The sequence below is a fragment of the Sporofaciens sp. JLR.KK001 genome (genome assembly GCF_036941055.1).
Lineage (GTDB): Bacteria > Bacillota > Clostridia > Lachnospirales > Lachnospiraceae > Sporofaciens.
In genome coordinates, this window is sequence record NZ_JAYMNO010000001.1 from 3,729,890 (window position 1) to 3,747,447 (window position 17,558).

The 17,558-nt window shown below is 46.5% G+C and carries 15 protein-coding genes; 4 read left to right on the forward strand and 11 right to left on the reverse strand.

Annotation, left to right across the window (positions count from 1 at the left end):
• Positions 1–5: 5 nt before the first annotated feature.
• Both VSQ62_RS18995 and VSQ62_RS19000 read left to right on the forward strand, forming a co-directional pair.
• Positions 6–734 (forward strand): glycosyltransferase family 2 protein, encoded by a 729-nt coding sequence (locus VSQ62_RS18995; protein ID WP_334636337.1) that lies wholly within the window; start codon positions 6–8, stop codon positions 732–734.
• The gene (locus VSQ62_RS19000) at positions 728–1,099 is read left to right on the forward strand and encodes a DUF2304 domain-containing protein (RefSeq protein WP_334636338.1); all 372 of its coding nucleotides are present in this window, start codon (positions 728–730) and stop codon (positions 1,097–1,099) included. The genes VSQ62_RS18995 and VSQ62_RS19000 overlap by 7 nt, the downstream gene beginning before the upstream one ends.
• Positions 1,100–1,133: 34 nt before the next feature.
• On the opposite strand, the gene VSQ62_RS19005 is transcribed toward VSQ62_RS19000, so the two are convergent.
• The 7 genes from VSQ62_RS19005 to VSQ62_RS19035 all read right to left on the reverse strand — a co-directional run bounded on the left by VSQ62_RS19005 (position 1,134) and on the right by VSQ62_RS19035 (position 9,239).
• Complete coding sequence (locus tag VSQ62_RS19005) at positions 1,134–3,269, reverse strand: DUF7657 domain-containing protein (protein WP_334636339.1); 2,136 nt, start codon at positions 3,267–3,269, stop codon at positions 1,134–1,136.
• Positions 3,270–3,457: 188 nt separating this feature from the next.
• Complete coding sequence (locus tag VSQ62_RS19010; RefSeq protein WP_334636340.1) at positions 3,458–4,369, reverse strand: nucleotidyltransferase family protein; 912 nt, start codon at positions 4,367–4,369, stop codon at positions 3,458–3,460.
• Positions 4,370–4,497: 128 nt separating this feature from the next.
• On the reverse strand, positions 4,498–5,133 hold the full coding sequence (locus VSQ62_RS19015) for a hypothetical protein (protein ID WP_334636341.1): 636 nt from the start codon (positions 5,131–5,133) through the stop codon (positions 4,498–4,500).
• The gene (locus VSQ62_RS19020; RefSeq protein WP_334636342.1) at positions 5,096–6,337 is read right to left on the reverse strand and encodes an ABC transporter permease; all 1,242 of its coding nucleotides are present in this window, start codon (positions 6,335–6,337) and stop codon (positions 5,096–5,098) included. Before VSQ62_RS19020 ends, VSQ62_RS19015 begins: the two co-directional genes overlap by 38 nt.
• Positions 6,331–7,215 (reverse strand): ABC transporter ATP-binding protein, encoded by an 885-nt coding sequence (locus VSQ62_RS19025; RefSeq protein ID WP_334636343.1) that lies wholly within the window; start codon positions 7,213–7,215, stop codon positions 6,331–6,333. The genes VSQ62_RS19020 and VSQ62_RS19025 overlap by 7 nt, the downstream gene beginning before the upstream one ends.
• 108 nt (positions 7,216–7,323) lie before the next feature.
• Entirely contained in the window at positions 7,324–8,571 is a 1,248-nt protein-coding gene (locus tag VSQ62_RS19030) for a sensor histidine kinase (protein ID WP_334636344.1), read from the reverse strand.
• Positions 8,559–9,239, reverse strand: a complete 681-nt coding sequence (locus VSQ62_RS19035; RefSeq protein WP_334637711.1) for a response regulator transcription factor — start codon at positions 9,237–9,239, stop codon at positions 8,559–8,561. Before VSQ62_RS19035 ends, VSQ62_RS19030 begins: the two co-directional genes overlap by 13 nt.
• A gap of 160 nt (positions 9,240–9,399) precedes the next feature.
• Here VSQ62_RS19035 and VSQ62_RS19040 point away from each other — a divergent pair, with 160 nt between their 5' ends.
• A complete protein-coding gene (locus tag VSQ62_RS19040; RefSeq protein WP_334636346.1) occupies positions 9,400–9,993 on the forward strand; it encodes a pseudouridine synthase in 594 nt (197 codons plus the stop codon).
• 82 nt (positions 9,994–10,075) lie between these two features.
• Here the strand turns inward: VSQ62_RS19040 and VSQ62_RS19045 are convergent, their stop codons facing one another.
• Both VSQ62_RS19045 and speB read right to left on the reverse strand, forming a co-directional pair.
• Positions 10,076–11,527: a YjiH family protein gene (locus tag VSQ62_RS19045; RefSeq protein WP_334636347.1), complete on the reverse strand. Its 1,452-nt coding sequence runs from the start codon at positions 11,525–11,527 to the stop codon at positions 10,076–10,078.
• Between the two features lie 20 nt (positions 11,528–11,547).
• Entirely contained in the window at positions 11,548–12,495 is a 948-nt protein-coding gene (gene speB, locus VSQ62_RS19050; protein ID WP_334636349.1) for an agmatinase, read from the reverse strand.
• A gap of 223 nt (positions 12,496–12,718) precedes the next feature.
• On the opposite strand from speB, the gene VSQ62_RS19055 reads away from it, so the two are divergent.
• Positions 12,719–13,621: a LysR family transcriptional regulator gene (locus VSQ62_RS19055; RefSeq protein WP_334636350.1), complete on the forward strand. Its 903-nt coding sequence runs from the start codon at positions 12,719–12,721 to the stop codon at positions 13,619–13,621.
• Between the two features lie 185 nt (positions 13,622–13,806).
• Here the strand turns inward: VSQ62_RS19055 and VSQ62_RS19060 are convergent, their stop codons facing one another.
• A complete protein-coding gene (locus VSQ62_RS19060) occupies positions 13,807–15,411 on the reverse strand; it encodes an AAA family ATPase (protein ID WP_334636352.1) in 1,605 nt (534 codons plus the stop codon).
• A 937-nt stretch (positions 15,412–16,348) separates the two neighbouring features.
• Positions 16,349–17,548 carry a polysaccharide biosynthesis C-terminal domain-containing protein gene (locus VSQ62_RS19065; protein WP_334636353.1) on the reverse strand — a complete coding sequence of 400 codons (1,200 nt, stop codon included), beginning with the start codon at positions 17,546–17,548 and terminating at the stop codon, positions 16,349–16,351.
• Positions 17,549–17,558 lie beyond the last annotated feature (10 nt).

Sequence of the window (17,558 nt, forward strand, 5' to 3'; positions counted from 1 at the left end):
TCAGGATGCAGAAAGACTATCCCAGAAAACTTATTATTATTCCCGCGTTCAACGAAGAAGCAAATATAGAAAAAACCGTGAAAGATATAGAAGAGAACGCACCGGAATTCGATTATATCATCATCAACGACTGTTCTACGGACAAGACCCGTACAATCTGTACTCAGAATAACTATAATGTAATCCATCTCCCCATCAACCTGGGGATCGGAGGCGCCGTTCAGACCGGATATATCTACGGCTACAGAAACGGATACGATCTGGCGGTACAGGTAGACGGAGACGGGCAGCACGACCCGGCATTCTTAAGTAAGATGGCAGACTATATGGAACGCAGCCAGGCAGACATGGTGATCGGTTCCCGCTTTATCGACAAGAAGGGATTCCAGTCATCCGGTATCCGGCGTATCGGCATCCGGTATTTTACCATACTGATCAGATTATTGACCGGTCAGACGATCACGGATCCCACTTCCGGTTTACGCATGGTCAGCCAGAGCGTCATGAAGCAGTTTGCCGAAGATTATCCCAAAGATTACCCCGAGCCTGAGAGCGTCGTGACAGTCCTTCGAAACGGCAAAAAGATCATAGAGATTCCCGTAGTAATGCGGGCAAGAAACGGAGGAAACTCTTCTATCTCTATGAACAAGTCCGCCTATTATATGATAAAGGTGACTCTGGCGATGCTGATCGCCCGGATCCGGGACAACAGTAGAAAGGAGAATCTATGTTAACCTTAAAACTACAGATCATAGTTGCGATCACAATCATCTCCGCGCTCTGTATCATCATCAATATGATCCGCAGGAAATCCTTGGAACTGCGCTATGCCCTGTCATGGCTTACTGCGGGAATCGGGATCCTGATTCTGGATCTCTTCCCTGATCTGATCAAGACAATCGCAGATATCATGGGAATCGACACTCCGGCAAATATGCTGTTCTTTTTAGGCTTCTGCTTTTCCCTAGGACTTACATTTGTTCTGACAATAGCAATATCACGGATGTCGGTCCGAATGAAGAAGATCGCTCAGGAACTAGCATTGTATCAGAAAGAATTAGAAACTTTAAAATCAGAAAATGCCCAAAAGGGGACGTAGTAGAATTCCATTCTACTACGTCCCCTTTTTCACCTCATTCACACAAGATATGGTAAATAGTCATTCCATTCTCTTCGTATATTTTGTCAAATTGTACGTATTTATTTGCCGCCGGCTTTAATTCTCCCTGACACAATAGATACGCCGCTCCTGTTTTCTCTATATCCTTATATGAGAGATTTACCTTGATATGATCCCCCCAAACCAGTTCAAAGCTAGTCTTTTGGTTCGTAAATTCTACATCTACATGCGCATACCTGTTATATATATTCGAATACTTATGCTCCGGATCTAAGCTTTCCCACAATTCCAGATTCGGATATACATTACAGGAATTGACCGTGGGCGCTCCGCATGCCACAGTATAGGCCGAGAGTCCGACCACTCCCTGCGTGATCCATTTCCCCTCTTTATCATCTGCAGCAATCTTCTGGATCTCCCTGGCAACCGGCTTCGCATAGATTGCATCAAAGCCTTTGATCACCGGACGGACATAACTCCCTGTAAACAGAGATACGGCAATCAGGCCCGCCATAAAAAGTATCTGCGTCCTTCTCCTTAGACTAATCATCAGACAGGCCGCCGACACTGCGATGATGACAAACATCACAACCTTCTGGATGAGACTCATATAATCCGGATAATTATAAGAAGATACCCAGATGGCAAAGCCCGCCGTGACCGCTCCTATGAATCCTGCCGCCGTCTTTGGAAGCTTCGCCGCATCTCTATAATGCGACAGTAAGATCACAATCAAATACACCTGCATCAACCCAACCACATCTACCAGTCTCTTAGGAGTAGAATGTGAGAAGAGCAAAAGCTTCGCTATCATCTCCGGAAACCCGACCGTCACGTAGATCAACATGGGAATCTGGACCAACAATAACCCGCCGGTAAGCCAGTCCTTTTTCTTCTCTCTGAGGAAACAATAGACCGCCATTAGCGTTGGGATTGGAAACAGGTTAAAATAGACTCCCGCCTCACTTGCATTTCCCACGTCCTGATACGCATAAAACGGAGCCTGCGCATAGTAGAATAATTTGTGCAGCTTGAATCCGCCCGCGTTGATCCGTTTCCCCGGATATACAGTCGCATTGATAACTTCCACATACTCCGAAGCTACAAGAAAATAAGAAAGTACAAAGCTTGCCACCAATGCGAGCGCACCAGCGATTACCATCCAGTCCCGCAGCTTAAGCTTCTTCACCTTCTCCCAATTCTCATGCAGACACCAGATCCCTATGGCTAAGAACATATATCCCAGAGGAACCTGCCATGCCGGATACAGATTAAGAATAAAATTACCGAAGCATAATGCCGTCCCCAGTCCAAGCAATATCCTCTTCCAGAACTTATCACTGTTCAAAAAATAATGTACACAGACGATCGTCCCCGGCGCCGAGATAAAATGGATCGAAAATCTCCACCACATATAAAAGGAAGAAAACACAATCAAAAAAGCGCCGGTCACCGATAACAAGCGGTTCTTCTTCGTGATCAGATAGAACAATTCTATGGACATCAAAAACCCGAGAATAATCTTAGCATACCAACAAAAGCTGAACGCATATTCCCGGGGAAGGAGCTTATAGGACAGTTCCCACGGCGCTTTTGCCAGTGTCATATATCCCACATATACTCCCGCCGCGATATTCGACGTCTCCGCTCCCCGCATGACCTCATTACGGGCTCCATACGGATGTTCGCCGTATCCTGCTGCCAGAGCAGACGGCGTATCTACGATATATTCATCCGACCGTATCGCCCTCGTCTTCCCAAAGATCGGTACAGAGGCATCGTCTTCCCACGCTTCCGGCTGAATCGTCTCATTATAATAAGTAATAGAATCTCCATGATATCGATTCACCGTTAGGAACAATAACAGCAATATACCGACAAGCCATCTCTTCTCAAAGATCCGGTCATACATCTTCTTAACCGGTAAGATAAAATGCAGACCGATAAAGAACAAAACAAAAAAGAGCAGAAACGCTCTGTTCAGACTTACCCATATGCGTAAGGACGCCATATTCTGCCTGATATTATTCAACTGCCATAAATGCCCTGTAAAAAATACTGCTATGATCAATGCCCAGCTTGATGACAGCAGGAGATTCCAGATTAATTTTTCCGCAAGATCTACTCTATTCGTCAACCATTCCTTCACAATATTATCCTCTCCATAAAATCAGCGGAGTACCCCTACCCCGCTGATATATCGCATTCATATATCCTTCCTCTCAGCGCCCCGACGATCGAGCAGGGATTATACAGCCTCTTACCCGGCCGCATCTCGTAACCATCATATCAGAGCCGAAGCTCTTCACGGGTCACAAGTTCCATCTTACACTCTCCTTAAGGAAATAATCTCTCCGGATACACCCCCTTCGCGATCAGCTCCCGGACTGCTTCTACCACCGCTCCTTTATCTTCCTTGTAAGTAACGCCGAACCACTGATCATGGGACTTCAAGACCTTCACCTGCACCTTCTTATCCGCAAGAAGCTGTCCGATGATCCTTGGAAGAAGGTACTCCGCCTTGACATCCCCTTCTTCTACCTTGTCTAAGAACTCCGCGAAGCCGCTCTTAAGTATCTCGAAGAACTCCGGCTGAAGTCCCCACATATTCATAGATACCGGAGACTCAAGATCCAGCCGGATCTCTGTTCCGGCCTTCTGCGCCACCGCATGATCTCCCTTCGCCTCAATCTCATAAGTCTCTTCGATCTCCTCAAGCATAGATGCCCCGTCAATCTTACATACGCCCCTGGTCACGGTTCCGTTCTTACTCAGAGTATTCCTAAGCCGGAATCCGACCATGCTGACCTCCGATCCTGTATGGGGCTTTACCAACTCCCGGTAAGCTTCCCTGTACGCCTCTTTCCCATAGTAATCATCCGCATTGATCACAAGGAACGGCCCGTCCACCGCATCCTTACAGCAGAGGATCGCCTGCCCGGTTCCCCAGGGCTTCGTCCTTCCTTCTAATTTGCCCCGAAACCGCTCCGGTATATTCTCCAACTCCTGATATGCATAATCCACATCCACGACCCTTTCGATCCGGTTGCCGATCACTTCTTTAAAATCCTTCTCAAGATCCTTACGGATCACAAATACCACCTTATTAAACCCTGCCTCCATGGCATCATAGATGGAATAATCCATAATAATCTCGCCATTCGGCCCCACTGGCTCTAACTGCTTGATCCCGCCTCCAAATCTGCTCCCGATCCCGGCCGCCATGATCACTAATGTAACTTTACTCATACTACTAATCTCCATTTCTCTCGCCGCCTGCCAACTGCTGATGACAGGCCATATCACTGCTTTCAATAGTATCACGATTCATGGGCATTTTCAAGACGGTCTTCTATATGTATACGAAATATTAACGGTTACCGCACAAGCCGCCGCTTCCTTCTGCATCGAAGCCACACTCCTCCGATCACAAGAATCACTGCCCCAAAGGCCAGCCATACCTTCTCCCCATAGCTTCCCCTGACCATGGAAAATGGATAGAGCATCTTCATATATTTCTCTCCGCCCCCGATTGCAGCTATATAGTAGACAATGGGAGCCATATATCCGATGACCAGATTATCGCACAAGCCATAAAAGAATACCCCCAGGCCTCCCAAAAACAGCATCTCCGTCAATGTTCCGCAGAAATATTTGCCGACCGGGAATTCACATTCGTTATATACGAGCATCCCGATATACAATCCGAGTAATACTGCCATAAGCAGAATATTTCCAAGAATCCTCACCAAGTATATCGCCGGACCGTTCAGATATTTGGTGTAAACAAGATCACGGATATCATGGTTCTGCTCCGGCAGGAATACCGGAGGCAGAAGCACGATCCCAATAAGGGCGACATACATCTCCAGGGCTTTTGCCGTATCCTGTGCCCCAAGATTCGCCACTCCTATCAGAAACGGCGACATCAGAAGCAGCAGGGCAGAGACCAGGATATGCAGCGGTATATGATATTTAAGATTTACTTTTTCGATTTGCCAGTATCTTTCCACGGATATGAAGCCTCCCTTTTCTTTTTTGAGAATATATGAGAACAGTCAGCAGGACCAGCAGCAATGCAGCGGCCGTATAGAGCAGCCTGTTCGCGGCAAGCTGTGCGAATCCATCATGGAAGCCCTGCCAGTTAAGCTCTGTATTGTGTCTTGGCATCGGATTCCAGCCATACATTCCTCCCGACAATCTGTCCACGCCGCCAAATACGGCAATAAACCACCATGCCCCCTGCACCAGCACCGCAGCCGCCGTATCGGTAAGCTCTGTGAGGAACATTCCAAGCGCCGATACGATCATGATCGTCGGAAACAGCCATCCGAAAGTGTATTTCACAAATGCCAGCGTATCCGCCGCAATCCCTGCCTTACCGGCATAGCTCATACATTTCAGCAGCGGATTCAGAGACAATATAAGCACGGGCAGCGTCAGCATCACGAGCATGGCCAGATAGCGGCTCACTATGACCGTCAGCGAAGAACATTTCCTCGTATAGATCAATTCCTGCATCATGGAACGCCGGTCCCTGAGCCCCCTCGTCACCGCCAGGAAGACCGGCAAAATCCCCAGGAAGATCACCATATAATCGCAGAACAGCCTGGCGTATCCGCCGGTCAGCCGATCCTCTTCTATCAGCGCATCGTACTCCTTCACCGCATCCTCGTAAGTCATAGGAACTTGGGCATTCTTCTCCCTGTACTCCTTACCATAGTTCGAGCCTCCGCCAAGAATCTTATCTGCTTCATCCATAAGTTCGGTAAAATGTTCATAGGTCATACCATCTGCCGGTTCCACCTTCAAAGGCTCGCCTGCCAATCCCGGCTCATTCCGGGCGGCATACCACTCTTCGATTATCTGTTCCGCCGATTCACGGCCTGCAATACCCGCCGTCTCTTCCAGTATCTCCCCGATCCTCGCATCATCCTTCTCATTCAGCGTCACACTCTTATAGAAACCAATGGGATAAGTCGTATAGTTCTCCCGGACATACTCCTCTGTCAGCTGTCCAAGCGTACTTCTCATAATGATATCCGGATCCTTGCTCTGCCGGTGACCATAGCTCTCCTGCCCTGGCTGCGGTTCTTCATCAATCTCCATCTCACCAAGCTGCGTGGTAAAATCGAAGATCAGTATCAAAACTGTCAGCCAGAATATAAGACTCCTTGCCGTCTGCCTGCACTCCCTGACAAATAACTGTCCTAACATCCGTACTCCCCCCTCTCTGCATGCATCAGATACATATAAGCATCTTCCACACCTGCTTCACAGAGCTTCGCTGACGCAAAGGGTCTCTCTTCTGCCAGGAAACGTGCCATCACATTATTTCCCAGGGTGAGCATACTGGTCACAAGATAGTCCTTCTTCAAGATTTCTAATTCGCGCTTGCTGATCTCTGCTGAATATACCTTCCCTTCTGCCATAGCGATCAGATCTGACACCGTCCCCTGATAAATGACGTTCCCCTCGTCCAGAACCGCAATATCCTCACAAGTCGCCTCGATATCCCCCACGATGTGGGTGGATAATATCACAATCCGATCCTCTGCGATCTCGCACAGAAGATTACGGAAACGCACCCGTTCTTCCGGGTCTAGTCCTGCCGTTGGTTCATCCACGATCAGTACCTTAGGGTTATGAAGAATTGCCTGCGCGATACCGAGGCGCCGTTTCATCCCGCCGGACAGCGCCTTCACCTTCTTCCTCCGGTCATCCTGAAGATTCACTCTCTCAAGAAGTCTTGGGATCCGCTGCCTGCGCTTCGCCTTACTCAATCCGGACAGCACGCCTAAGTAATCCATCGCCTCGTACACTGTCATGTTCGGATACATAGAGAAATCCTGCGGGAGATACCCAACGATCCGCCGGACCTCCTGTGCTCTTAACGTACTTCTGCCGCACACGGTCACTTCTCCTTCCGACCGGGGCAAAAGTGTCGCGATCACCTTCATCAGTGTGGTCTTTCCCGCACCGTTTCTCCCCAAGAGACCGAACATGCCTGTCTCGATCGTAAGATTAATATCTCTTAACGCCTGCTTCTTGCCATAATATTGATTCAGATTCCTGATTTCGATTGTAGTGGACATACGCCTTCATCCTCCTTATTTCAGAAGACATCTTGATAAATACTCTGCATCTGCCTTCCTGATATAAATATAATAAAACGCAAATCCCTATAATTTCTCTACAAAAAATTAAGAATCACTAAGGATATCTGAAATATTCTCCGAATATACCCTGCAGATAAACGACGCTGTGACAGCCGCCCCTCCCCTTATACTGTTCGCAACATTCAAAGTCCCGCCATGCTTCCTGCAGAATTCCCTGCAGATATGAAGCCCGATCCCAAAGTGTTCGTCCGGTTTCTCTTCATACTCCTTATGGTACGGCTGCAATGCCTTCTGAAGCTGTTCTTCCGAGAATCCCTTCCCATCATCCCGGACTGTCAGCAGGAATTCCTCCTTCGCTTCGTCATAATCCGACACGACCTCGATCTCTTCTTTTGCATAGCGGATCGCATTGGAGAGTACATTTCCCAGGACTTCTACGATAATATTATCATCCGCTTCTACTCTGACGGCGCCCGCCGCATCTCGTCTCTGATAAATGACCCTGACATCTCCCGCCTGATCTAATGCAAATACCACCTCCCCGATCTTCTTCTGGAGGCTTCCAAGCTCTGTCCTCTCCGGCAAGAACGGAACCTCCTCAATGCTCCGGATCCCCTTCATGGTGCGGCTGTAATTCTCAAGCCTCCTTATGTGATCGGACATCAATGCCAGTGTATCCTGCATCTTCTCCTCGCTGATCTTCCCCTCCGGAATATAACGCAAAAGGAAATCCGTATAACCCCGAAGCACCGTGAGCGGAGTGCGGAGATCATGGGCGAACGCGGCATTCAATTCCTTCTGCCTCTCCACGAGCCGCCACATCTCTTCCTTTCCCCTGACCAGCTCCGTACGCATATCCTCCACCGAATCACAGAGGCTTCCAAGCTCGTCCCTGCTCTCATAGCAGACCCTGAATTCGAGATCATTTCTCCAGATCCGCCCTACACTGTCCTCAAGGATGGACAAAGGCCTTGCCAGCCTTTTCTTGTAGAAGATGCAGACTGTCAATATCATCCCTGCAAATGCATAAAAAAACGGACACCATACCCTGATCAAATCCAAAAATAATATCTTCCAATAATCCGTTCCTTCTGCGAAATGAAAATGAAATCCCCACAAAGGACCTTTCCTGTAGACCAGATCTGCCAGATCTGCCCTCTCATACCGCACCCATTCTTCCATCTCCCACTGCCAGCAGACAATGATGGTCAAATATGACAGGCCAAACACAACCACAGACAGCACCAGGATATACGCGATCATCGCCTTACGGAAGGAAAGATCGCGGATATATCTCTGCAGTCTTACTACTCGCTCTTCTAACCAATCCATCTATATCCCACTCCCCACACAGTCTCTATATAAGCATGACTCGTATACTTGCCGATCTTACTCCGAATCCTCCGTATATGCTCCATAACAATACTGCTGTCGGCGCTCCCGTCAAATCCGCGGACCTTCTCATACAGTTGGTCTTTACTAAATACCTGCCCGGCATTTAATGAAAGTGTCTCCACGATCCCATACTCTGTCTTCGTCAGATTCAGCGGCTGTTCTTCATAATATACGCAATGGTCGCCATAATGGATCGCCAGCCGGTCGAATACCTTCACCGCCCGGTCCGTCCTCCTGCGCTCTTCTCTCCGAAGATGGGCCTCTACCCTCGCACCCAGCTCTTCGATGCTGAACGGCTTCAGGATATAGTCGTCCCCGCCCAGCATCAGACCCCTGATCCTGTCCGCCTCCTCGACCTTCGCAGACAGGAACACGATCGGACACGAGACATGGGCGCGGATCCGCTCGCACACTTCAAATCCATCCAGCATCGGCATATTGACATCCAGGAGTATGATATCCGGCCCGCGATTCAGTTGTCCTAATACTTCCAGTCCATTTCTCGCCTCTATTACCTGATAGTTCTGTATCTCAAAATAATCCCTTAATAACTGGATGATTCCCGGCTCATCATCTGCTATTAATATACACTTCTTCTCACACATCATTCCTATCCCGCTCCCTGTATTCCTGCTAATATGTTAAAATGTTCTCTTATGTCTATTATAAGCATATCCGCACTTCGATTCAATACCGTCAATCACTTGACAAATAACTACTTTTTACATATAATAATTCAAATTTGAACGAGGATAAAGTAAGCTGATGTATCACTATTATATGTTCAACAAACCCTTCGGCTGCGTCACCGCCCGCCGTGACGGACGCTTCCCTACCGTAATGGATTATTTTAAAGACCTTCAAAACGACCGTCTCTCCCCTGTTGGACGCTTAGACCGCGAGACGGAAGGACTGCTGATCATTACGGACGACGGAAAATGGAATCAGATGATGACACACCCGGATTATCAGAAGAAGAAAATCTATGAATTCACCGTCTTAGGTGACTTAGATCCTATGAATCTTCAGAAGCTTGAGAATGGTATCCTGTTAAACGGCTCCGACATACCGACACTGCCCTGTAAGATCACAGTCACAGCTCGCTCGGTGTTATCGGAGATCATGCCCTCACTCCCTTCAGAGGTACAGGCTGCCATAGGAAGGAACCGCCCGGACCATCCGGTCACCAGCGGAACCATCATCATCACGGAAGGACGGAAGCGGCAGATCCGCCGGATGATGAAGGCTGTCCGCTGCTGTGTGGTCGCCTTGAAGCGCATTGCCATTGATGATATTGTACTGGATGAGAATCTGAAGCCGGGGGAATGGAAAGAAATGCAGAATAATTGCAAACAATAGAACCTGCAGGATGCAATTCTCATAAGCCGATGCATCCTGCAGGTTCTATTTGATGAACAGTCTATATTCAATATCCGTTTGTCTAAAATATAAGGTGTACCGCCAATGATGCCAGCGGGATCGCTATCAGCGTTCTCTCAATGAAGCATACAATGATCTCCCAGAACTTGATCGGTGATTTTGTCGCCATCATAACCGTAGCCGTCTCCGAGAAGAAGATGATCTGGCACATGGACACCAGGCAGACGAACACTCTCGCCTGCATACTGATCGATACCGCAGCCGCCGTACTGTTCATGACGAGAACCGGGAGAAACATCTCCGCGATCCCCACCGGCATAGACGGCGCGATGGCTGCCGCGTCAGGCACCTGGCACAGCATCAGAACCGGCTGGAATATATAACCCAACCACTTAAACACCGGCGTATACTCCGCAAGAATCATAGCGGACACACCGATCGCGGACAGCATCGTCAATACCTGCGGCAGCACCAGTATACTGTCCTTCAGACTGAGACTCACATTCTTCGGAACACTGTGAGCAATCGCAGCACGCTTCACTGAACGCCAGATTCCCGTCGGAATGGTCTGAACCGAATAACGCGCGCCTTCCTTACGCTCCTCTTCCGTCTGAACCTTTCCGTTGTAATAGACATCCTTTTTCTTAGAGACCGGCGGAATACGCACCGTAATCATCTCTATCAGAAATACCATCACAAAGCTTACCGCATAGATCTCGAAAAACTGGGCTCCGCATCCCGCTGTATCAATAACCAACTGGGCGAACCCTATGGATACCGCTGAGAAGCCGGTCATGATCGCAACCATTTCCTTCTCTGTATAGACACAGTTCTTCCACAAGCGGTTTGTGATCAGAACGCCGAGAGACGATGAGCTTACAAAAGATGCCGTAGCATCCAGCGCGGACTTACCCGGGACCTTGAAAAGCGGCCGCATCAAAGGCTCCAGAAGCACGCCAATGATCTCCAGAATACCGTAATTCAGCAAGAACGGCATAAATACTGCTCCTGCCAGTACGATACCAAACACACCCTTTACGATCGGCGGAATAACATTGCCGCCCGTTGCATCACTGATAACGATCTCCGGCATATTCATGCCGTGAACGATCCACAATGTGTAAATAATTACATAGACGGCGCCCAATCCATATAAGACTGTATGAATAATCTTATCATTTCCGTAAACATCCGCAAATGCGTTTTTTGTCTTTCCTTTATCTATATATTTAAAATATATGTGACAGATAAAATTTGCCGTAATCACAATCGACAGAATCCAGTATATCGCCTGCCCAAACAGATCAACGAATCCATTATAAATGATTCCGAAAATAGTGCTTCCCTCTATCTGTCCGAAGAATACTGCAATTCCTATAATCGAACATATAAGAAACAGGATAATCCCTTTGGTCTTATTGCCGCCTTCAAGAACCACGCTGTCCAGCTCTTTGGACATCATATCCGGATCTGTGACTTCTTCTACACGAATAACTTTTTTCTTTTCTTCCATTCTGCCCTCCGTCTGTGCTGTTAATCTTTTTTCTTTGCAGCAAGGATGGACAGATATTCAAATACGATATTTGCGGCAAGATATGCCGTTACCTCCCCGGAATCATATGCCGGCAGAACCTCAACGATATCAAATCCCACAAAATTCATATCCTTGATGGCTCGCACCAGCGACAGTGACTCATAAGAAGTGAAACCCGCCACTTCCGGCGTTCCTGTTCCCGGTGCATACGCAGGATCTACAAAATCAATATCAAAAGTCAGAAATACCGGTTTATCACCTACCCGCTCCATAGCCGTCCTGATCAATGCCTCAAATCCCATCTCACGCACCTTATGGGCCGGGATCAGCAGCATCCCCAGATCCGCCGCCATCTTATGCTCATTCGGGTCATATAAGGAACCTCGCATACCGATCTGGATCGAGTGCGCCGGATTGATCAGGCCTTCCTCGATCGCACGTCTGAACGGAGTGCCGTGGTTATATTTCTGGCCGAATACCTCGTCGCACAGATCGGAATGAGAATCAAAATGCACCAGAGCAACCGGACCGTATTTCTTCGCGACCGCACGCAGTTCCGCCAGCGTAATCGAATGATCCCCGCCCAGGACGATCGGCACCGCATTCTCTTCTAAGATCCCGGCAACCCCCGCCTCGATCGCATCGTACGTCGGATGGATATATCCCGGAGTTACATTAAAATCCCCAATATCTCCGCCTTTTAAGTTCTCCATGATGTTTACCTGAAGAATTACATTGTTCGGTTTCATCATAGCAGAAATGTTACGGATCGCATTCGGCCCGAATCGTGACCCTGAACGGAAAGAACTAGCCGTGTCAAAGGGCGCGCCCGCGATCGCAAAATCCAGTCCCTTCGCGGAATCCACCTTCGTCATACGCATAAATGTCCCCATGTTACAAAACCTCGGTGATGATAAAGCACTTGCCGGTTGTTTTACTTCTGCCATATTCAATTACCTCCATAATATTTATTCTTGGAGTCGACTCTTTTATTGTTATAATTGTAACATGGAGAGTTAAAACACGGTTATACAGGAATCAATCAGAGTATGAATGAATTCGCATACCCCGATTCTATTGATATACTTATAGAAAAACTATATAATATGGAATTATATATTAATATTTGCAGAATCGATCAATACTAACCTCCATATAGGAGATGATCTAATGAATTTTCACAATCTGAAATGCGTACTGGAAATCTGGAAATGCGGCTCCATCAACAAAGCCGCCAAAAATCTGTTCACCTCACAGTCTAGCCTCAGCCATTCGATCCGTGCCCTGGAAACAGAATTAGGCTTCTCTCTTTTCGCGCGCAGCAATAAGGGAATCGAACTGACACAGGAAGGTGAATGCTTTGTACAGTCCGCGCAAATTATTTTATCCGAATACAAGAAGATCCAGAAGATTCCCACTCAGTTCAACCACCATGAGAATCTCTCCGTCTCCTGTACCTATTCCGCCCTATTTATGCAGACCTTTATTCAATTCCTGAATCAGAATCCGGCGCAGGGCTGCCGGGATATCTTCAAGGAGACCGGATTGATCCAAGTGCTGCAGGATGTGGTGGAACAGAGATACCGGATGGCTATCTTCTACTGCTTCGAGAGCCGCGAGCCTTTCCACAGGCTTACCGCCAACAGATACAATATGGATCTGATACCGCTTAGGCTCCACATTCCGTTGGAAGTGATCATGAGTACATCCCACCCACTTGCGAAACTGGATTCCATATCCTATCTGCATCTTCAAAACCAACACATTGTTACTTATGAGAATTTTGACGCCGCCGACTGGCTGGATGTTCTGGGTCTGAACGATGAGGAGAACATTACCTATATCTTTGACCGTGGAGGCCTGTTCGACACGATCAAAACCGGACAATATATCTCTGTTATCGTGAAAAGTTCCATATCTATCAACAAGGGAGCCGGCGTAATCGCCCTGCCGTTGGAATTCGACCAATATATAGGGGTATATCTGATGAAATCGCAGTCGTACCAGATCAGTATCCGCGAGAAGAAATTTATCCATGATCTGAAAGAACATATGAAGCGGTCTTTGAAATGAATTCGGCGCTACGCCGATTGACAACAACGACGCAGATGGAAAATCAGGCAAGTTATATGGCTGGTTACTTATTATTCGGTGTACTAGAGATGAGCAACATAAAAGGGAGCCACAAAGTGACTCCCCCACACAAACTGATTTTAACTACAGGATAACATTTTATCATTGCGATCTGCACAATTTATCTATTTTACCTCGTATCTGACGATGCTGCACGTGTGCTTTCTCTTACCAGGGGGAGCATCTTTCTCATAATTAACCCCAACCAGCAAGATATCTGTTCCAAAATTCTCCGCAACATTCGCATACTTCTTATTCAGGATCTGGTCAATAGCTCCTCTGGCAGTTTTATTCCACTTTAACTCTATGACCAGGGTTGGCCAGTCCGAATCGTGACGCGGAAAGTAAACCACATCTGCAAATCCCTCACCGCCGGGAAGTTCTTCAAACTGCACATAATGATCCCGATATGTGTAATATGCCAGCTTGATCACACTCCTTAGGCTGTCTTCCTTGTTATAGTGCAGCGGTACGTTTTCTTCCATATGAATCTTCTCGATCTGTGCGGCAACTGCGTCTGCTTTCTCATGTATGGTATCAAAGAACAACTGATCGCTTTCTTCTAAACGTTTCATCGTAGCCTCATGCTTTACGTCTCTGACAGCCTTTTGGAATTCCAGTTTAATCTCCTCATTCGGAATTCTGACTGTCTGATTCTCGGCGTCGTAAGCCAGATAACCAAGATGAATCATTAAGGTTAAAACATCGTCTCTTCCTCTAAATGTTGTAAGATCATTAGCAAACCCGGTGATACTGACCTTTACCGCAACGCCTCCGATCAACTCGGCAATGGTTCTCGTAAGAGCCTTGTATCCTTTACTGATATAATCCATCAATCCTTCTGCTGCAGAGGTTTCTGTCCAGTAAGAATCAAACTCATCAAAGCGGATTGATTTCATTACGGAATTGGGATTGTACACAGATCCAACATTCCTGAAAACATATCCGTCATACCATTGCTTCATGGTCTTAAAGTCAACATTATTTTTTTCACATAGACAACGCACCTCATCCTCAGTGAAACCAACATATTTGTCAAAAAACAATGGTTTGACCATGGAATATTCATCAAATTCAGAGATCGACGACTGAGAACCATCCTTCTTAATCGGAAGAATCCCGGTCATATAGGCAGCCGCCACAACTTTTGGGGTAAATTGACCATTTTTAAACCATCCCCTGAGAAAAGTCAGAAATTTATTCTGTGCTTCAGGATCGTCTTTCGCCTCCCGGATCACTGCATCCCACTCATCGATCACAAATACAAATTTCCCTCCATCCGGCTGCCCCGCAATACGTACCAGATTATCGTTCAGGCTGTCTCCCTCCCTGACCTGGAATCCACACTCTGCCAGATCCTTTAGAAGCGCCTCCTGGATCATACCTGGAACATCCTGCAACAGACGGTTCTGCGTCAGAGCTTCCGATATAAAGGTTGTGATATCCAGATAGATCACGCTGTATTTGTTCAAATGCTTCCTATAGTCCGTTGTCTCTGCAATTTTCTTATCGTCGAACAATACATGAGAATTACAGGAACGGTCATAATATGCAACAAGCATTTTCGCAGCGTAAGATTTCCCAAAGCGGCGAGGCCTGCTGATACAAAGCAGGTTCTCCGGCCCGTTAATTCTCTGATTGATCAACTCGACAAGTCCTGTCTTATCGACATATTCACCTCTACATATCTGTGCAAACCCGCTGTTCCCGGGATTAAGGTAAATCCCCATTCGTGCGCCTCCTTCCTATAGTTAGTATAACCCAATTTAATTACCTTACTGTTTCGGTGAGCATGCTTTTTCCAGAGTGCGTGTGTAAAAACGCAGGCGTAGCGGGCTACGTCAAGGCTTTTACACACGTGCTATCGGGAAAGCAGGCCAGTGAAACATAAGGATAATTAAATTGAGTTATACTTGTATGGTATACCCAAGGGGCATCCCGTAATGCATGCCCTGTGCAGGGCGGTCAGACTGCCGTCCTGCAAAATATAGTTCTACTATAACAAAAAATATCAATACAGACAATGGGGCAATCTCAATTTCCATTATTCGGGCTATGAGGTTTATACGTTACATAAGCTTTGCGGCTTGCTCTATTGCGGGCATCCTGAGATGAGAAATCATGAATGCCTGTGAAAAATGTGGATTTAATCCAAACCGGATGCTTATAGAGACAGACCAGATCCCGTTGTTGCTAAAAAGTGACAGCCACTACTATCCCATCAAAGATCACGAAGAGGTGGAACGTGCGCCCGCTGTTCTTAACAGCACGGATGATTTCCTCGTGGATTTTCCCTTAGAATCTCAAACTTCGCACTTTAATAAGTGCCTACTCACCAAGTGCAAATCCTATTTTAAATGTGGGAAGTTTGAGTTAAATACTCTAATACTTTGGAATGATAAGAGGTTATAAAATTATACCCGATTACAATATGACTTGTGTATAATTTGTCGGGATTTTAGGTTTTATTTCCCCGGTTTCTTCATAGGACTCCGCAATCGCTGCCATCAACTCCTTTAGAATCTTTTCTGCATCATATGCCGGTTTCTTTTTGGGCTATCCATTATCAAATACTCGCTTCTAAGTTTCTATTTCAATCCAACTTAAAAGCATATTATCACATACCTATTTTCGTTTCACTCCAATTTATAAAAAGAACAAAACAGCTCACACCGTTTCGTGATATGTATCAGGATGTTCAGGATCAAATATCTCATTTGCCCACAGCACTGTTACAAGATCTTCTGTTTCTGATAAATTGATTATATTATGTGTATACCCAGGCAGCATCTGCACTGCCTGGATCTTGTCTCCGCTGACCTCAAACTCAATTACTTCATCTGTACCGATCTTCCGCTCCTGGATGAGACCATGTCCTGAAACAACAATGAATATCTCCCACTTTCCGTTATGCCAATGCTGACCTTTTGTCATGCCCGGCTTATTGATATTGACGGAAATCTGACCATGATCGAGAGTCTTAATAAGTTCTGTGAAGGAACCCCTGTCATCCTTGCTCATATTCAGGTCGAAAGCAACCTTTTCTTTCGGAAGGTAGCTCAGATACATTGAATACAACTTTTTCACGAAAGATCCTTCCGGTATTGCCGGCATGAGCAGAGTCTTAGGCTGATCATGGAATTTATTTAAGCATTCTACAATATAACCCAGAGTGGCTTTATGAGTTACCGGTGCACAGCAGTACCGTCCGTCTTCTCTCTGAATAGTCTCCACTCCTTCAAACTCACAATGATGTTCTTTTCCCTCCAGAGCATCATACATTTCTTCAAGTAGGTCATCAATGAACAGCATTTCCAGTTCTACAGTAGGATCATTCACTATAATCGGAAGATTATTTGCAATATTATTACAGAAAGTACCTACGGCACTGTTATAGTTCGGGCGTACCCATTTCCCTACAAGATTGGGAAAACGATATACTAGCACCTTTGCTCCGGTCTCTTCTCCATACTGAAAGAAAAGATCTTCCCCTGCCTTTTTACTAAGACCATACTCCGATGTTCCAAACCGTCCAGACAAAGTTGCCTGAATGCTGCTTGACAGCATCACAGGTGCTCTATTGTTATACTTCTTCAGTGTATCCAGAAGTGTTGAAGCAAATCCAAAATTACCCTTCTTAAACTCTTCTGAATCTTTTGGTCTGTTCACACCTGCGAGATTGAATACAAAATCTGCTATTCTGCAATACTCATCCAACTCTTCCAGAGTAGATGACAGATCATACTCATATATCTCATTTATCTTTATACCCGGTCTGGTTCTGTTCTTACCATTTCTAATATTCTTAAGGTTCTCCACAAGATTGCGGCCAACGAATCCTGCTGCTCCCGTAACCAGTATATTCATAGCTCACCAT